Genomic DNA, 15,687 nt, shown 5'->3' on the forward strand with positions numbered 1-15,687 from the left:
ACACAAAGCACGTCGTCGTCCACAATACTCCAAACGTTAATTTTTATACGTTTTTACAAAAAGCAGAGAGCAATCTCTGCTTTTTTTTTTTATGTTTTCAGAAATCTCAAAATTTTTATAACTTACTGAATCTAAAGAGAAAATAATATTCTATTAACGCTTTTGTCGCGCTTTGTGTTAGAATGCTCAACCGTTTTATAACATCTATACCTAATTTGGATCTTCGGAGGAATCAATGTCCAATGCATCAAGTAAACGTTCCGTCATGACACTTTTTTCAAATAAAGATGATATTTACAGTCATCAAGTGAAAATCGTATTGGCTGAGAAGGGCGTGGCTTATGAGAATGAAGAGGTTGATCCGCATGCGCTATCAGAAGATTTAATGGAACTAAATCCTTACGGTTCGTTGCCGACATTAGTCGATCGTGATTTGGTGTTATTCAGTTCACGAATTATTATGGAATACCTTGACGAACGTTTTCCACACCCTCCGCTTATGCCGGTTTATCCTATTGCCCGTGGTAAAAGCCGTCTTTTAATGCTACGAATTGAACAAGATTGGTATCCTGCATTGGCGAAAGCGGAAAAAGGAAATGACGCGGAACGTGCGGAAGCCTTAAAACAATTAAAGGAAGAATTACTGGCCGTTTCACCTATTTTCCAACAAATGCCCTATTTTATGAGCGAAGAGTTTAGTCTTGTCGATTGTTACGTGGCACCGTTGCTATGGAAATTAAAACAATTTGGCGTAGAGTTCACCGGTGCCGGTAGCAAGGCATTAAAGAGTTACATGGATCGCGTATTTAGCCGTGATTCATTCTTACAATCTGTAGGCGAAGTGGCGCCGAAAAATCTAATGGACGATAAATAATGGAATATAAATCTTCTCCTAAGCGCCCGTATTTATTGCGCGCTTATTACGATTGGTTAGTGGATAACAATTTCACTCCATATTTAGTCGTAGATGCGACATATTGGGGGGTCGATGTGCCACTTGAGTACGTAAAAGACGGCCAAATTGTACTCAATTTATCCGCTCACGCCACCGGCAATTTACAATTGGCGAACGATTTCATTCAGTTTAATGCTCGTTTTAAAGGTGTTTCGCGTGAACTTTATATCCCGATGGGTGCAGCGCTTGCGATTTATGCCCGTGAGAATGGCGATGGAGTTATGTTTGAGCCGGAAGCAATTTACGACGAACTAAATAGCGAGCCGGATATAGATCAACCCAATGACTTTACTGAAGCGGTGAATAAACCAAAAACATCTAACAAGAAAACAGCACCTAAGTCGTCTCATTTGCGCATCGTTGATTAAGCGATTTGATTTAAAATTGATATAACATTGCCCGCATGAAAATGCGGGTATTTTTTTGAAACAGCGTCATATGTCATAGTTGCATAAAGATGACATTGTTCTCACAAAACAGCACCGCATTGAAGCAATTTCAATGCGGTGCTGTTTTTAGATCAGACCGGCTAAAGTTGAAATTATTGTTTATCGATAGAGGCAGCAAGTACTTCAACAACAATTATTTCGTACATTTGCGATATAGTTGATTTTTATGAATTTGAGCGTTTCGTCGCCGCTTTCATTTTGCGTACGAATTCGCCCAGTTCATTCAAACATTGAGCGTGATTATCTAAATTCCGTTCAATGATTTTCACCGTTGCCGAACCGGAAATTGCGCCTGCTGCGCCAAGCTGTAACGCTTCTTTTACTTGCGCAGGCTGTGCAATACCAAAGCCTTGTAGAATAGGGGGCGCATTATGCGCTTTTAATTGTTCTACGAGCGTATCCAAATTCGCTGCATGGCTTTGGTTTTCCGCACTGGTGACGCCGGCACGAGAAACCAGATAAGTATAGCCTTCGCTGCTTTGCGCCACGCCTTGAACGGTTTTTTCATCCGCATTCGGTGGACAAATAAAGACGGGCTGAATGCCATGTCTTTTGGCTGCGGCAACGTAATCGTCTTTTGCCAACAACGGAATATCGGCAACCAACACCGCATCCACGCCAACCTCGGCACAACGTTGATAGAAATTATCCAAGCCCTTGGCAAAAATCAAATTAGCGCAAAGTAACAAGCTGATCGGAATCTCCGGATATTTCGACCGCACTTTTTCCAGCAATTTGAAGCTGTCTTCGGTGCTGTGACCGGCATTTAACGCACGATTATTGGCAGCTTGAATGACCGGACCGTCCAATAGCGGATCGGAAAACGGAAAACCCAGTTCCAAGGCGTCCGCGCCGTTATCCACAAGAGTGCAGATGATGTCAAAAGAACGCTCGAAAGTCGGATCGCATAAGGTTACAAAAGGAACAAATGCGCCTTCATTTTTCGCGCTTAATTGGGCAAAGGTAGTTTCAAAACGGCTCATGATTGCATTCCTTTTTCATTTAAAATTTTATCAACGGTGAAAATGTCTTTATCACCACGACCGGATAAATTCACCACTAAAATTTGTTCTTTATTCGGTTCTTGGCGGATCATTTTTAATGCTTGCGCAAGGGCGTGGGAGCTTTCCAGCGCCGGAATAATGCCTTCATGTTTCGCCAGTGCTTGGAACGCGTTTAGGGCTTCGTCATCGGTAATGCTCGGGTATTCTGCGCGTCCGATACTTTGCAAATAGGCGTGTTGCGGGCCGACGGAAGGGAAGTCAAGACCGGCAGAAATCGAGTAGGATTCTTCTACTTGCCCGTCTTTCGTTTGCATTAACGGCGATTTCATGCCGAAATAAATGCCGACTTTGGCGTGCCCTAATGGTGCACCATGTTCGCCCGTTTCAATGCCTTTACCGGCAGGTTCTACGCCAATTAAACGCACATTCGGTTCATCAATGAAATGCGTAAACATACCGATGGCATTTGAGCCGCCACCTACCGCCGCAATCACGGCATCCGGCAAGCGACCTTCTTTTTCCAAAATTTGACGCTTAGTCTCTTCACCAATCATTTTTTGGAATTCACGCACAATCGTCGGGAACGGGTGCGGGCCTGCCGCCGTACCTAATAAATAATGGGTCGTTTCATAGTTTGCCGACCAATCACGCATGGCTTCACAGCAGGCGTCTTTCAAAGAACAGGAGCCTTTTTCCACCGGCACCACTTCCGCGCCCATTAAACGCATACGGAAGACGTTTGGCGATTGTCGTTCCACGTCTTTCGCGCCCATATAAACACGGCAAGGCATATCCAACATGGCGCAGGCAAGTGCGGTCGCCACCCCGTGTTGTCCCGCACCGGTTTCCGCAATAATGCGGGTTTTGCCCATGCGTTTTGCCAATAAAATTTGACCTAAAACTTGGTTGGTTTTATGGGCGCCGCCATGTAACAAATCTTCGCGTTTTAAATAGATTTTGGCTTTTGTGCCTCTTGTTAAGTTACGGCAAAGGGTAAGTGCGGTCGGTCTGCCTGCGTAATTTTTCAATAAATCCTGAAATTCACGCTGAAATTCAGGATCGTCTTTCGCTTCAACAAAGGCTTTTTCCAGCTGTTGCAACACCGGCACTAAAATTTCCGGTACATACATTCCACCAAATTCGCCGAAATAAGGGTTTAAAATCGTTTCAGACATGAGTTTTCCTTATGACATTAAAAACAGGCTGTCGTAGATTTTGTAGAAATTTATGACAGCGAATAATACAACAAATACACTTGAAATCAGTTGAATTAACCAAAAAATCGCCCAAAGTAAAAATGTCGTAATCGGGCTAAAACCGATCTCGGCAAGGATATTTTGCTGTTTCAAATAAAAACTGCGCAAACTTAGCAAATAGGCAGAGAGCATAATTAACAATGGAATGGCGACAAAGCAACGGATTGCATAATAGACGATGTCGATTAAATCGGGCTCATTAATATAGAAAAATAATTCTTTTCTAAATTCCGGATCTTTGATGTATTCCGTCATCACCATATACAGCACAAAAAACAACAAGGCAGGCGTTAGCCCACGTAAAAAGGCCAAATAAGGCTCAGTAATTTCAGTTAAAAAGCGGGAAAGTTTGCCGGGTTGTTTAGTCATTTTTGCTCACTTTTAACGGGTTAAAGGTTTGTGCCGTCGGCATTACTTCAATGCGGTTAATATTCACGTGCTCCGGTTGTTGGTTAAGCCAGAGGACGATATTGGCAATATCTTGTGGCGTGACATATTGCACGTTTTCATACACTTGTGCCGCGCGGGCATCGTCGCCTTTAAATCGCACGTTAGAAAATTCCGTACCGCCACACAAGCCCGGCTCTACATTAGAAACGCGAATATGGGTGCCGGCAAGATCGGCGCGCAGATTTAAACTAAACTGTTTCACAAAGGCTTTGGTGCCGCCGTAAACATTGCCGCCCGGATAAGCGTAATTGCCTGCGATAGAGCCTAAATTGATAATGTGCCCTTGATTACGTGCGACCATTTGCGGCAACACTAAACGCGTTATGGTCACCAAACCTTTCACATTGGTATCAATCATTTTTTCCCAATCGTCTAAATCGGCTTTATCAGCAGATTCCAATCCGAGCGCAAGCCCTGCGTTATTGACCAATAAATCGATTGCCTGCCATTCTGGCGGAAGGTTTTTTAGAGCGGTTTCGGCAGCGTGACGATCGGAAATATCAAAGGCGAGCGGGAAGAAGTGTTTGCCGTATTCTTGTTGCAGTTGCGCTAAACGTTCGCTTCTTCGTCCTGTACCAATAACGAAATATCCGGCGTCTAACAATGTACGACAAATAGCGCAACCAAACCCGGCGGTCGCCCCCGTAACCAGTGCAATTCTTGTCATCTTTTTCTCCTTAATTTTCATTGAATATGTGTTTTTTGCGTTTATCCAAAGTTATGTGGTTGTTGCACAAAACTGAAATGACCTTACAAAATAGCACCGCATTGAAGTGGCTTCCAATGCGGTGCTGTTTTATGTGTTTACTACATAATACTAAGCTTGTCATAAAAAATGACCGCATCTTTACGTGAATATGTAACATACTACTACACTAGTACAAAAAAATATAGAATTTTTACTAAGAAATTTGAACAAAGGGAGGAACAAAAGCGTGGTTGTTTTTTGAGATGGATTTTAGGTTTTAGAAAAATAAAAAGGCACGTGTTAGGAAACACGCGCCATTATTTGACTTAAAAAGTGTGGTGCTTTTTTTCGCAACGTTTTTAATGTTACATTATCGCACCCACATATTTCAGCATTACTCCGGCAGCAATGGCGGAACCAATCACACCGGCAACGTTCGGCCCCATGGCATGCATGAGTAGGAAGTTTTGGTTGTCTGCTTCCAGACCGATTTTGTTAGAAACCCGTGCAGCCATTGGTACGGCAGACACACCGGCAGAACCAATGAGCGGGTTAATTTTGTTTTTGCTGAATTTGTTCATCAATTTCGCCATTAACACACCACTGCCGGTACCGATCCCGAAGGCAATCACGCCAAGAATTAAAATACCCAAGGTTTGCGGTTGTAGGAATTTATCGGCGATGAGTTTGGAACCCACTGACAAGCCAAGCACGATGGTGACGATGTTAATCAAGGCGTTTTGTGTAGTATCGCTTAAACGTTCTACCACGCCACTGACGCGCATGAGGTTACCGAAACAGAACATTCCAAGCAATGGGGCGGCATCCGGTAAAAGTAAACCAACGAGCAACAGCAAAATCACCGGGAATAAGACCTTTTCACGATTGCTCACATGACGCATTTGTGTCATGCGGATCTTACGTTCTTCTTCCGTGGTTAAGGCTTTCATGATCGGTGGCTGAATTAAGGGCACTAACGCCATGTAGGAATAAGCTGCCACAGCAATGGCACCAAGCAATTCCGGCGCGAGTTTGCTGGTGAGGTAAATCGCGGTCGGACCATCCGCACCACCGATAATACCGATGGACGCTGCTTGTGGGAGCGTGAATTCGATAATACCGAAATAGTTCAATGCCAATGCACCGAGTACGGTGGCGAAAATACCGAACTGTGCCGCAGCACCAAGCAGTAACGTTTTCGGATTTGCCAATAACGGGCCGAAGTCTGTCATCGCGCCTACGCCCATGAAAATCACTAACGGCGCAATGCCATAACCGATAGCCACTTTATAGAACAACGCCAAGATCCCGGCGCTGTATCCCATGTCCATTGACAAGGCTTCCAGTTGATTTACGGTAGAGCCGGAGGCTGTCGCAAGTGCAGTTTTAATGAGTGCCGGATCAGCGGAGACACCTAATTTCGCGGCAATTACGGCAATTTGCTCCGGTGAGCCGAGATGAAGCAAATTCTCCAATGCGGTCATGGCAAGACCGGCTTCGGGAATGTTTGATAACAATCCACCAAAGCCGATAGGCAATAACAGCAACGGCTCAAACTTGCGCGAAATAGCAAGCCACAACAGGAGCAAGCTGATAGCGATCATCACCGCTTGCCCCCATTGCAAATGGAACAGTCCCATACCCTGAATTAATGCAATAATGCTATCCATAGGTAACTCCTTAGACGAGGTTCATAACGGTATCACCCACCGCGACGGCATCGCCGGCTTTGACACAAATACCACGCACGGTACCGGCTTGTGCCGCTTTGACTTCGGTTTCCATTTTCATGGCTTCAAGAATGAATAACACATCACCTGCCGCGACAGTTTGACCTTCTGTTGCCACGACTTTCCAAATGTTACCCGCCATTGGCGCAGTTACCGGTGTGCCACCACTGGTTGGCGCTGGTGCCGGTGCGACTTGTGGAGCAGCTTGTGGAGTTGTTGTGGCTACGTGTGAAATGTCGCCGCCTTCACTGACTTTCACCACAAAGGCTTTACCTTCCAGTTCCACAGTATAAACGGTGGAGCCGGAGGCCGCAGGTGCAGCTTTAGAAACAGGTTTATTTTCTACCGCACTTTCATTGCCGGTTGGTGCCGGTTCAAAGGCTGCCGGGTTGTTACGGTTTTCTAAGAACTTCCACGCGATTTGAGGGAACAGCGCCACGATTAAAGCATCGTCCACCGCGTTATCTGCTAATTTTACCCCTTTCACTCTGGCTTGTTCGGCAACTTCAGCTTCAATTTTCACCATTTCAGGCGCAATGTGATCGGCTGGACGGTCAGTCACCGGAGCGGCACCTTCTAATACGCGAGCTTGTAATGCGCTATCTACCGGTGCAGGTGTTTTACCGTATTCACCTTTTAAAATACCGGCGGTTTCTTTCGCGATGGTTTTATAGCGTTCGCCTGTCAGCACGTTAATAACGGATTGTGTGCCGACAATTTGAGAAGTTGGGGTAACAAGTGGAATGTAACCTAAATCTTTGCGTACGCGTGGGATTTCTTCTAAAACCAAATCCAATTTGTCGGAAGCGTTTTGTTGTTTTAATTGATTTTCTAAGTTGGTAAGCATGCCACCCGGCACTTGTGCCACTAAAATACGGCTATCTACGCCACGTAACTGACCTTCAAATTTGGCATATTTTTTACGCACATTACGGAAATAGGCAGCGATTTTTTCCAAACGCGGAATATCCAAACCGGTGTCATATTCAGTGCCTTGTAAGGTAGCAACCATGGATTCTGTTGCCGGGTGACCGTAGGTGCCTGACATAGAGGAAATTGCAGTATCAATACCATCTACGCCTGCTTCAATGGCTTTTAATAGCGCCATTTCAGCCATACCGGTAGTCGAGTGGCAGTGTAAATGTAATTCCACGTCGAAACGTTTTTTGATTTCGCGCACTAAGTCTGCCGCCGCCATCGGGTTCAAAATACCTGACATGTCTTTGATGACCAAGCTGTCGATACCGATTTCAAGTAGTTGTTCTGTGGTGTCGAGCCAAGTTTGCATGGTGTGCACCGGGCTGGTGGTATAACTTAATGTCCCTTGTGCATGACCGCCGAATTTACGCACGGCTTGCAGCGCTGCTTTCATATTACGCGGGTCGTTGAGCGCATCAAATACGCGGAACACGTCCATACCGTTCGCCACACAACGTTCGACGAAACGTTCTACCACGTCATCGGCATAGTGGCGATAACCTAAGAGGTTTTGACCACGTAACAGCATTTGTAACGGGGTTTTCGGACAGGCTTTTTTCAATTCACGCAAACGTACCCACGGATCCTCCCCTAAAAAACGAATACAACTGTCAAAGGTTGCACCGCCCCAAGCTTCTAACGACCAATAACCGATATTGTCTAATTCTTGCGCGATCGGCAACATGTCATCGAGACGTAAACGGGTAGCTAAAAGCGATTGGTGAGCATCACGAAGCACCAGTTCGGTCATTTTAATTTTTTTAGTCATAGTAAAATCCTTATTATTTGAACTGTTGGGTACGGCGATGGTGCGCGATAGCCGCTGCAATCACAGGGCGCAAACGCTCAAAATCGTCAGTGGAAAGCGCAGAAAGCGCGGTAGAATTTTGGGGAGTTTTTGGCGAGGGTTGAGGCTCAGGAAAATATTTATTGATAAGTTTCGACATCAGTCCGATCGCCCAAATCAAAATGAGCAAAAAGACCAGCACAAAACCCATCCCTGAAAACATCAGATTAATTCCTTCACCAAAAAGTTCTGCCGAAGTCATTAGTCGTATCCTTATATTTAATATGGGATTTTTATTCTACCCAAGTCATTTTCACAAAACCGTGATTGAGATCATAAATTGCGTGGAATAGGAAAAGTGGCAGGGAAAAGTGCGGTGGTTTTTTGAGATGGATTTTGTGTGATCTAAATATTATCAATGGCTCGTGTCTCCTGACGCATGCCCACTAAGTTTAGTGAGTTACAAGCACGCGTCGGGAGACGCGCGCTATCTGAGAATCTTAAGTCATTCCTATTTATTAACAAAAGTGCGGTTAAAATCCCAACCATTTTTCACCTAGAAAAATACTTAAAATTCTAACCGCACTTTGATCTATCTATTGCTGATTCAACCCCAAAAAATCGCCCACTTCATGTTCCAACTGGCTCATAGCAAGCAAGGCTTCTTGGGTTTGTTTGGCTTCTTCTTCATCGATGATGCTCATGGCAAAGCCGACGTGGACGAGAACCCATTTGCCGAGGAGCGGTTTCGGGTCGTCGTTGCAGATGAGGGAAATATTGACTTCGCGTTGTACGCCACACACATCCACGGTGGCGAGTTGTAGCGCGCTGTCGCCGATTTTGACAATTTGACCGGGCACACCTAAACACATAATTCATTCACTCCTGTTGAAAATCGCGCTTATTTTACCATCGCGCGGAACAAGCTGCGACGATCCTGATCAAAACTCGGTGTTTTTGTCGGCATGGATAAAATCATACGAAGACAATCTTGCGCGAGCTGAACGGCTTGTGCGTTGGAGAGCACCGCATTGAGTGGAGAATGAAGTGAGCAGCTCAAATATTGTGGAATTTGCGCTATACCGCTCACTGTAAAAGTGAGGGATTTGTACGGCAGTTGAATGGTCAGTTTATCGCCCAGCTCGCGCGGTTGCCATTGTTGCCCTTTGCCGGGCAGAATGACAACGCTTAACATCCATGGCGTAACAACCGTGCCGATCCATTGGTTTTCAAATAAAACAAATTTCGGGCAATAGCATTTGATGCCGTGACGATAAAACGGCAAATCTTGCATTTCTTTGGAGACGGCTTCCATTGCCGATTGAAAAAGGGCAGAGGGATCCTGTTCAAAACCCGTTATTACACCTTCCAATGCGGTGCTATTTTCAAGTGTCTTTTCGTGTCGGTACATAAATTAATTGTGTTCGTTCTTCATTTATCAGGCGCTGCTAAGACAAGACCGCAACGGAAGTGCGAATCAGCACCGCATTGAATGCCTTCCTTAGGCTTGGGCAAGCGGAAGGAAGGCGGAGCGTTATGATAAATTTATCGAGAAATGATAGTTTTTCAAAACCTTTTCTAACGTTTCAAAAATCTCTGGAAATTGGTTTTGCACGATTTCACTTAAGGCGATTTGCGGTTCAAGTGTTTCCGGTTGAATGCCAATTAAGCATAGATTTTTCGGGAATTCATCGGTTAATTTCAAGGCGGATAGCACGTCGCAAATACCAAGTTGATGCGGTGAAATTTTACGTGAGAAAAATACAGGTACTTGCTCATCGTGTAACACGATAATTTCGCCCGGCGCCTTGTTCGCCAGCACCGCATCAACGATGATAATGTGCTCGCGATTTGCCATATCATCGAGCAATTCCATGCCGCAGGTACCGCCGTCCACTACATCAAAGTGCGATAGGATTTCAGGACGTTTTTCTAAGGCTTGAGCGATTCGTACGCCTACGCCTTCATCACCCAGTAAAATATTGCCGACACCTAAAATCAACGGCTTTCTTGCAATTTCAGCCATTAAAGCACCTTTATTTGTGTGACTTCGCCGTTTTCCGTATTCACAACGTGCACTGCACAGGACATGCAAGGGTCGAAAGAGTGAATAGTGCGCACCACTTCCAGTGGTTTGGTTGGATCTGCCACCGGCGTACCGATAATGGAAAGCTCGTAAGGCCCCATTTCGTCATTTTGGTTACGCGGCCCTGCATTCCAGGTGGAAGGTACTACGGCTTGATAATTTTCGATACGACCGTTTTTAATCACCACCCAGTGGGAAAGCATACCGCGTGGCACTTCACCAAAGCCGACGCCTTTAAATTCGCCCCCTTGTGGAATATCGGTTTTTAAGTAGGCCACAGTATCACCGGTGCCAATATTATCAATGAGCAATTGCCATTGTTGCGCCAAAATGTTGTTTAGCACACAGCAATGCACGGTACGGCCGATAATGCGTCCGAGAGTAGAATGTAATTGATCAACGGAAAGCTCGTTGCCGGTTAAGGTCGCGTATAAGCCTTTGATGTGGTTGAGATGATTTAAGGTGTCTTTATTTTCGCTTGCCAAGTTACACATTAAATAAGCCAATGGACCGACTTCCACCACTTTGCCGTAGAAACTTGGAGCTTTCACCCAAGAATATTTGCCCTCATCTTGCCAACCGGTATATTTCGGGCGGGTTAAACCGGCCCAAGGTTCGAGTGCTTCATCATCTTCATACCAAGCGTGTTTGCCACTTTCTTTAATGCCTTTTACCACAAAGTCATCTTTTGGCTGGGTGATTGGACGGAAAGTAGTTAGGTCGAAGTTTTCGATATAACCACCGGTCAATGCAAATTTAGAATTGTCTCCGTCAATCGGGTATTCCGGTACGGAAAGATAATTTCCGGAGGTTTTGCCTAAGTTTAGCCATTCCGGATAATAAGCGGCAATCACCGCCGCATCGACACGATAAACTTGGGTAACGAAATCATTTAAACGATCGATACAGGCTTTCACGAACATTAAACGTTCTAAGTTTAGAACGGATTGTGAATCCAAGTTGATTGGGTTGGCTACACCGCCGATGGCTAAGTTTTGAATGTGCGGTGTTTTACCGCCAAGCAAGGCTACAATGCGGTTGCAATCGCGTTGGCATTCCAACGCTTGCAAATAGTGCGCAACGGCGATGAGATTCACTTCCGGCGGTAATTTCATTGCCGGATGACCAAAATAACCGTTGGCGAAAATACCGAGCTGTCCGCTATCCACTAAGGCTTGAATTTTTTTCTGTACGTTGCGAAATTCGTTCGCACTATTCAACGACCAAGTCGAAATACCTTTGAGCATATTTGCCGCTTTTTCAGGGTCAGCCTGAAGCGCTGCGGTAATATCCACCCAGTCCATAGCAGAAAGTTGGTAAAAATGGACGATGTGATCGTGCATGCTATGAGCGGCTAAAATCATATTGCGGATATACTGTGCATTCACCGGTACTTTTGCGCCGATAGCATCTTCTACCGCACGCACACTGATGATGGCGTGTACGGTAGTGCAGACGCCGCAAATACGTTGCATAATCATCCATGCGTCACGCGGATCCGCACCTTTTACGATATTTTCCATTCCTCGCCACATGGTACCGGATGACCACGCATTGGTGACGACACCGTTTTCAATTTCACAATCAATGCGTAAATGACCTTCAATACGAGTAATCGGGTCAATGGAAATGCGTTTTTTTTCTGACATTATTCAGCTCCACTCATTTTTTTACTGAATGCCGCTTTTTCGGCAATAATTTTTTCGGAATCCTCTGTATGTTTTTCTTTGAAAACAGGAAGAACAGGGAATAAACGGATAATTAAAATATAGGCACAGACTTCAATGGATACAAAACCGATTGAAATTAATAATTCTTCGGCTGAAGGAAAATATTTATAGCCATTACCCGGATCGTACATAATCAGCGAATAGTTCATCCGCCATAATGCGGCGCCAAGTAACATACTCAATGCTGAAATAAATAACCAACGGGAATCGGATTTTTTCTCGCCAAGGAAAAGGGTGAGTAATGGTAATACCATTAACCAAACTTCCATCCAGAACATCCACGCTTCGAATTTGTTCAATTTATCAAAGCCGAAGACTAAATGAAGTTTATTGTGGTAAATCAATTCGCCGAAACGTACAGCTAAGAAACAGAAAATTAAACCGGCAGTTACCCGTGCTAATTGAGTAAATAAATGACGTTCATCCGGGGTTTTACCTGCAAGACCGGCTTTTACCAATGAACCTTCAAAAATCACAATGGAAAAGCCCATAATAAAGGCGGTGAGTAAAGAGAGAATCGGCAATAACTCATAACTTTGCCATACATCGTGCACTTTATGACCCGCAACAATCATTAATGACCCCATGGAAGATTGGTGCATCATCGGTAACAAGGCGCCCAAGGCAATAATGAAAAACATCACTTTGTTGAGTTTGTCAAACCATTTTTTCAAGCCAAGGAAACCAAGCCATACCGGCGCAAATTCTAATGTCACCACGCAGATGTAGATGGTCATACAGAATGCGGTTTCAAATAACACGGAATTTGTGTTGAATTGTCCTGGCACATAGAAATACGGTAAATGCCAATAACGTCCCATATCAATGGTAATGGATAAACCACCAAGAGAATAACCGAATAAGCTGGCTAACAGCGCGGGACGAACAAGACCGTGATATTTTCCTTTATTGAAAATATAAACCGTCCAAGCTAATGCCCAACCGCCACAAGCAAAACCGGTACCGACCAATAAGTCGAAAGCGATCCATAAACCCCAAGGATAACCACCGTTCAATGCGGTGACGGATCCGATACCGAATACCAGACGTTTTAGAATGAGCAATATGCAGATAATGGCCAATGGCGCAAAAAACAAAATGGTGGCAGAAATCAGACGACCGCCCACCGGACGTGGATTACTCATGATGTTCATCCTCCGCTTCTTCAATTTCTTTACGAGCTTGACGCATCGCTTCTTTTTGTTTGGCGATACGTTCGGCGATTTTATCGCCATGCATATTTTTATAAGTCATAAAGGTAAGACCAGCAAGGGCTACTAACGGTAGCGCTAAACCACGATATAAGAAGTGTTGTAAGTGAGCTGCGCGGGAACCGGTCGCGACTTCATCTAATTCCGGTAAGCCGAGATTAGTAAACGGCACACCGCTTAATGCAAGTACTTGAGTACCACCACCTTCTTTTTCACCGTAAACGTGGAATTGATAAGCCGGTACGGTGGCGCGATATTTATCATTGCTGTTCACGTGTTGGCGCGGATAATCATATTGGCTACCGCGTAACAACGTTAAACGACGTTTGGCTTCGGCCAATAGTTCTTCGCGTGTACCGAAGATAATCGCACCGGTTGGACAAACATGACAGCAACCCGGCAATTCGCCTTTGTCTAAGCGTTCCACGCCTTTTTGGTTGCAAAGTTCACATTTGCTGATTTGACCGAATGGATTGTCGTAATCATATTTCGGTACATCAAACGGGCAACCCACCATGCAATAACGACAACCGGTGCAAATATCCGGATCGTATTTCACTATACCGGTTTTCGTGTCCTTAGTGAGAGCTTGAACGGGGCAAACCGCCACGCAGTTAGGATCGACACAATGCATGCATTGTTTTTTCACATAAGCGTAACCATTTTCCGTTTGGTCTTTATTTTGTCCGTCGCCGTCTGACCAAACTTGAATGATATTACGAGTGAAGGGAGTGAGTTTGTCATTATTTGACCAAATTTGCTCACCTTTCGGATTCACCGGCGTACTATTTACTTGCTGACATTCCGCCACGCAAGCTTGGCAGCCGACACAAAGCGTGGAGTCATAAAGCATACCGAGCGCACCGGGAATGGGCTCAACAGCTTCTGTTGCTTGTGCATTGGATACAGGCAAAGAAGAGGCGATTCCCCCAAGCACACCGGCTTTAAGAAATTTTCGTCTATCCATCATTATTTACCTGTATGTTGGCGTTCGTTTTGTTCCGCATTGGCTTTTTTGCGTGCATTATGTTGGATGCTGAGTTCACGCAACGTCACTACGCTCACGCCGGCAAGAATGGCGGCTGCGCCACCTAATAACGCAATAGCGGTCATGCTTGCACCTTCGCCTTCCGTATTATTGACATCCGGTTTTTCAACGCGCGGTGTTGGATTTTCAACGTTGGCCAACTGGAAAATACCTTTAGTAAAACCAATACCTTTATCGTTACAGCCATAACAAGGATGACCTATTCCCACCGGCCAGTTATTGCCGCCCACATCGCAGAACTCAAGAGTAGAGCAGTTGCCGTAGGTTTCCGGCCCTTTACAGCCTAGGTGATACAAACACCAACCGTGACGATGCCCGTAATCGCCAAACTCTTTAGCAAAACGCCCCGCATCGAAATGTGGCCGACGGTAGCAGTTCTCATGAATTAAACGATCATAAGCAAACAACGGACGGTTTAACTTATCCATTGCCGGTAATTTCTTATAAGTAATAATGTAAGCGACGGTTGCTAAGAAATTGTGAGGATTTGGCGGACAGCCCGGAATATTGATAATCGGTGTACCTTTCGGTAAACATTCTGCAAGACTTACCGCACCGGTCGGATTGCCGCCGGTTGAAGGTACGCCGCCCCACGCGGCACAAGAACCGATTGCAATCACTGCCGCTGCGCCTTTTGCCGCCTCGCGGATATGTTCGACGATAGGTTTTCCGGCGACCATGCAATAAATACCGCCGTCTTTTAATGGAATCGAACCATCTACCACAAGTACATATTTACCGTGATATTTATGAATTGCATTGTGTTTGTTTTCTTCCGCCTGTTCGCCAAATGCTGCTGAAAGCACTTCATGGTATTCAAGGGAAATCAAATCTAACACGAGATTTTCTACGGTAGGGTGGGTTGCGCGTAATAGTGATTCTGTACAACCTGTACATTCTTGCGCGCCGATCCACAACACAGGAGGACGTGAAGGCGAAGTCATCGCCGCGGTCATTTCTGCACCGGCCTTTGAGCTTAAGCCCATCGTTGCTGCAAGTGCGGTACATAATTTCATAAAATCACGGCGAGAAATATCCGCAAGAGCAGAAAAAACGCCTTCGTTATTGTTCATAGTATCACTCCAAAGACACACATTTTTTATGGCCATTGCAAAATGATATATGCATTTAATTATAAAAAATTTGATCGTTATCACGAAAAAACACATTTTGTAAAAAATATGTTCAAATTGTAAATAAAATGTCGGTGTAAATGCGATTAATTGTTATTTACATAAAATATTCAACGAATGATAAAAAGCTTGCCCAAAATAATTTCTTTCTTATCGAACTCTCAAAATAGCACCGCATTGAA

General features: G+C 44.9%; 16 protein-coding genes. 2 read left to right on the forward strand and 14 right to left on the reverse strand.

Features of this window, described 5'->3' with window-relative positions:
* Positions 1-235: 235 nt before the first annotated feature.
* Both sspA and ACO59Y_RS02270 read left to right on the forward strand, forming a co-directional pair.
* Positions 236-874 (forward strand): stringent starvation protein SspA, encoded by a 639-nt coding sequence (gene sspA / locus ACO59Y_RS02265; protein ID WP_486130266.1) that lies wholly within the window; start codon positions 236-238, stop codon positions 872-874.
* On the forward strand, positions 874-1,323 hold the full coding sequence (locus ACO59Y_RS02270; RefSeq protein WP_486130268.1) for a ClpXP protease specificity-enhancing factor: 450 nt from the start codon (positions 874-876) through the stop codon (positions 1,321-1,323). Before sspA ends, ACO59Y_RS02270 begins: the two co-directional genes overlap by 1 nt.
* Before the next feature lie 245 nt (positions 1,324-1,568).
* On the opposite strand, the gene trpA is transcribed toward ACO59Y_RS02270, so the two are convergent.
* The 14 genes from trpA to hybO all read right to left on the reverse strand — a co-directional run bounded on the left by trpA (position 1,569) and on the right by hybO (position 15,445).
* The gene (trpA, locus tag ACO59Y_RS02275) at positions 1,569-2,387 is read right to left on the reverse strand and encodes a tryptophan synthase subunit alpha (RefSeq protein ID WP_486130270.1); all 819 of its coding nucleotides are present in this window, start codon (positions 2,385-2,387) and stop codon (positions 1,569-1,571) included.
* Positions 2,384-3,583: a tryptophan synthase subunit beta gene (gene trpB / locus ACO59Y_RS02280; protein WP_486130272.1), complete on the reverse strand. Its 1,200-nt coding sequence runs from the start codon at positions 3,581-3,583 to the stop codon at positions 2,384-2,386. Before trpB ends, trpA begins: the two co-directional genes overlap by 4 nt.
* Before the next feature lie 9 nt (positions 3,584-3,592).
* Entirely contained in the window at positions 3,593-4,033 is a 441-nt protein-coding gene (locus ACO59Y_RS02285) for a hypothetical protein (protein WP_486130274.1), read from the reverse strand.
* Positions 4,026-4,781, reverse strand: a complete 756-nt coding sequence (locus ACO59Y_RS02290; RefSeq protein ID WP_486130276.1) for an SDR family oxidoreductase — start codon at positions 4,779-4,781, stop codon at positions 4,026-4,028. The genes ACO59Y_RS02285 and ACO59Y_RS02290 overlap by 8 nt, the downstream gene beginning before the upstream one ends.
* A gap of 386 nt (positions 4,782-5,167) precedes the next feature.
* Complete coding sequence (locus tag ACO59Y_RS02295; protein WP_486130278.1) at positions 5,168-6,472, reverse strand: sodium ion-translocating decarboxylase subunit beta; 1,305 nt, start codon at positions 6,470-6,472, stop codon at positions 5,168-5,170.
* A gap of 10 nt (positions 6,473-6,482) precedes the next feature.
* Positions 6,483-8,279 (reverse strand): sodium-extruding oxaloacetate decarboxylase subunit alpha, encoded by a 1,797-nt coding sequence (gene oadA / locus ACO59Y_RS02300; protein WP_486130280.1) that lies wholly within the window; start codon positions 8,277-8,279, stop codon positions 6,483-6,485.
* A gap of 13 nt (positions 8,280-8,292) precedes the next feature.
* Entirely contained in the window at positions 8,293-8,559 is a 267-nt protein-coding gene (locus ACO59Y_RS02305) for an oxaloacetate decarboxylase subunit gamma (protein WP_373604260.1), read from the reverse strand.
* Positions 8,560-8,893: 334 nt separating this feature from the next.
* Complete coding sequence (gene hybG, locus ACO59Y_RS02310; RefSeq protein WP_486130282.1) at positions 8,894-9,169, reverse strand: hydrogenase maturation factor HybG; 276 nt, start codon at positions 9,167-9,169, stop codon at positions 8,894-8,896.
* A gap of 29 nt (positions 9,170-9,198) precedes the next feature.
* A complete protein-coding gene (gene hybE / locus ACO59Y_RS02315; protein ID WP_373604265.1) occupies positions 9,199-9,708 on the reverse strand; it encodes a hydrogenase-2 assembly chaperone in 510 nt (169 codons plus the stop codon).
* Between the two features lie 123 nt (positions 9,709-9,831).
* The gene (locus ACO59Y_RS02320) at positions 9,832-10,323 is read right to left on the reverse strand and encodes a HyaD/HybD family hydrogenase maturation endopeptidase (RefSeq protein ID WP_486130285.1); all 492 of its coding nucleotides are present in this window, start codon (positions 10,321-10,323) and stop codon (positions 9,832-9,834) included.
* Positions 10,323-12,032, reverse strand: a complete 1,710-nt coding sequence (hybC, locus tag ACO59Y_RS02325) for a hydrogenase 2 large subunit (protein ID WP_486130287.1) — start codon at positions 12,030-12,032, stop codon at positions 10,323-10,325. The genes ACO59Y_RS02320 and hybC overlap by 1 nt, the downstream gene beginning before the upstream one ends.
* The gene (gene hybB, locus ACO59Y_RS02330) at positions 12,032-13,258 is read right to left on the reverse strand and encodes a Ni/Fe-hydrogenase cytochrome b subunit (RefSeq protein WP_486130289.1); all 1,227 of its coding nucleotides are present in this window, start codon (positions 13,256-13,258) and stop codon (positions 12,032-12,034) included. Before hybB ends, hybC begins: the two co-directional genes overlap by 1 nt.
* Positions 13,251-14,291, reverse strand: coding sequence for a hydrogenase 2 operon protein HybA (gene hybA, locus ACO59Y_RS02335; protein ID WP_486130462.1), 1,041 nt, complete (start codon positions 14,289-14,291; stop codon positions 13,251-13,253). The genes hybB and hybA overlap by 8 nt, the downstream gene beginning before the upstream one ends.
* Positions 14,292-14,293: 2 nt before the next feature.
* On the reverse strand, positions 14,294-15,445 hold the full coding sequence (gene hybO / locus ACO59Y_RS02340; RefSeq protein WP_486130291.1) for a hydrogenase 2 small subunit: 1,152 nt from the start codon (positions 15,443-15,445) through the stop codon (positions 14,294-14,296).
* Positions 15,446-15,687: the final 242 nt, after the last annotated feature.

The sequence above is a fragment of the Rodentibacter sp. genome (genome assembly GCF_057314195.1).

What these genes read in the sequence shown, in the direction of transcription:
- sspA (WP_486130266.1), top strand. Translation starts at nt 236, where the DNA reads ATGTCCAATGCATCAAGTAAACGTTCCGTCATGACACTTTTTTCAAAT.
- ACO59Y_RS02270 (WP_486130268.1), top strand. Translation starts at nt 874, where the DNA reads ATGGAATATAAATCTTCTCCTAAGCGCCCGTATTTATTGCGCGCTTAT.
- trpA (WP_486130270.1), bottom strand. Translation starts at nt 2,387, where the DNA reads ATGAGCCGTTTTGAAACTACCTTTGCCCAATTAAGCGCGAAAAATGAA.
- trpB (WP_486130272.1), bottom strand. Translation starts at nt 3,583, where the DNA reads ATGTCTGAAACGATTTTAAACCCTTATTTCGGCGAATTTGGTGGAATG.
- ACO59Y_RS02285 (WP_486130274.1), bottom strand. Translation starts at nt 4,033, where the DNA reads ATGACTAAACAACCCGGCAAACTTTCCCGCTTTTTAACTGAAATTACT.
- ACO59Y_RS02290 (WP_486130276.1), bottom strand. Translation starts at nt 4,781, where the DNA reads ATGACAAGAATTGCACTGGTTACGGGGGCGACCGCCGGGTTTGGTTGC.
- ACO59Y_RS02295 (WP_486130278.1), bottom strand. Translation starts at nt 6,472, where the DNA reads ATGGATAGCATTATTGCATTAATTCAGGGTATGGGACTGTTCCATTTG.
- oadA (WP_486130280.1), bottom strand. Translation starts at nt 8,279, where the DNA reads ATGACTAAAAAAATTAAAATGACCGAACTGGTGCTTCGTGATGCTCAC.
- ACO59Y_RS02305 (WP_373604260.1), bottom strand. Translation starts at nt 8,559, where the DNA reads ATGACTTCGGCAGAACTTTTTGGTGAAGGAATTAATCTGATGTTTTCA.
- hybG (WP_486130282.1), bottom strand. Translation starts at nt 9,169, where the DNA reads ATGTGTTTAGGTGTGCCCGGTCAAATTGTCAAAATCGGCGACAGCGCG.
- hybE (WP_373604265.1), bottom strand. Translation starts at nt 9,708, where the DNA reads ATGTACCGACACGAAAAGACACTTGAAAATAGCACCGCATTGGAAGGT.
- ACO59Y_RS02320 (WP_486130285.1), bottom strand. Translation starts at nt 10,323, where the DNA reads ATGGCTGAAATTGCAAGAAAGCCGTTGATTTTAGGTGTCGGCAATATT.
- hybC (WP_486130287.1), bottom strand. Translation starts at nt 12,032, where the DNA reads ATGTCAGAAAAAAAACGCATTTCCATTGACCCGATTACTCGTATTGAA.
- hybB (WP_486130289.1), bottom strand. Translation starts at nt 13,258, where the DNA reads ATGAGTAATCCACGTCCGGTGGGCGGTCGTCTGATTTCTGCCACCATT.
- hybA (WP_486130462.1), bottom strand. Translation starts at nt 14,291, where the DNA reads ATGGATAGACGAAAATTTCTTAAAGCCGGTGTGCTTGGGGGAATCGCC.
- hybO (WP_486130291.1), bottom strand. Translation starts at nt 15,445, where the DNA reads ATGAACAATAACGAAGGCGTTTTTTCTGCTCTTGCGGATATTTCTCGC.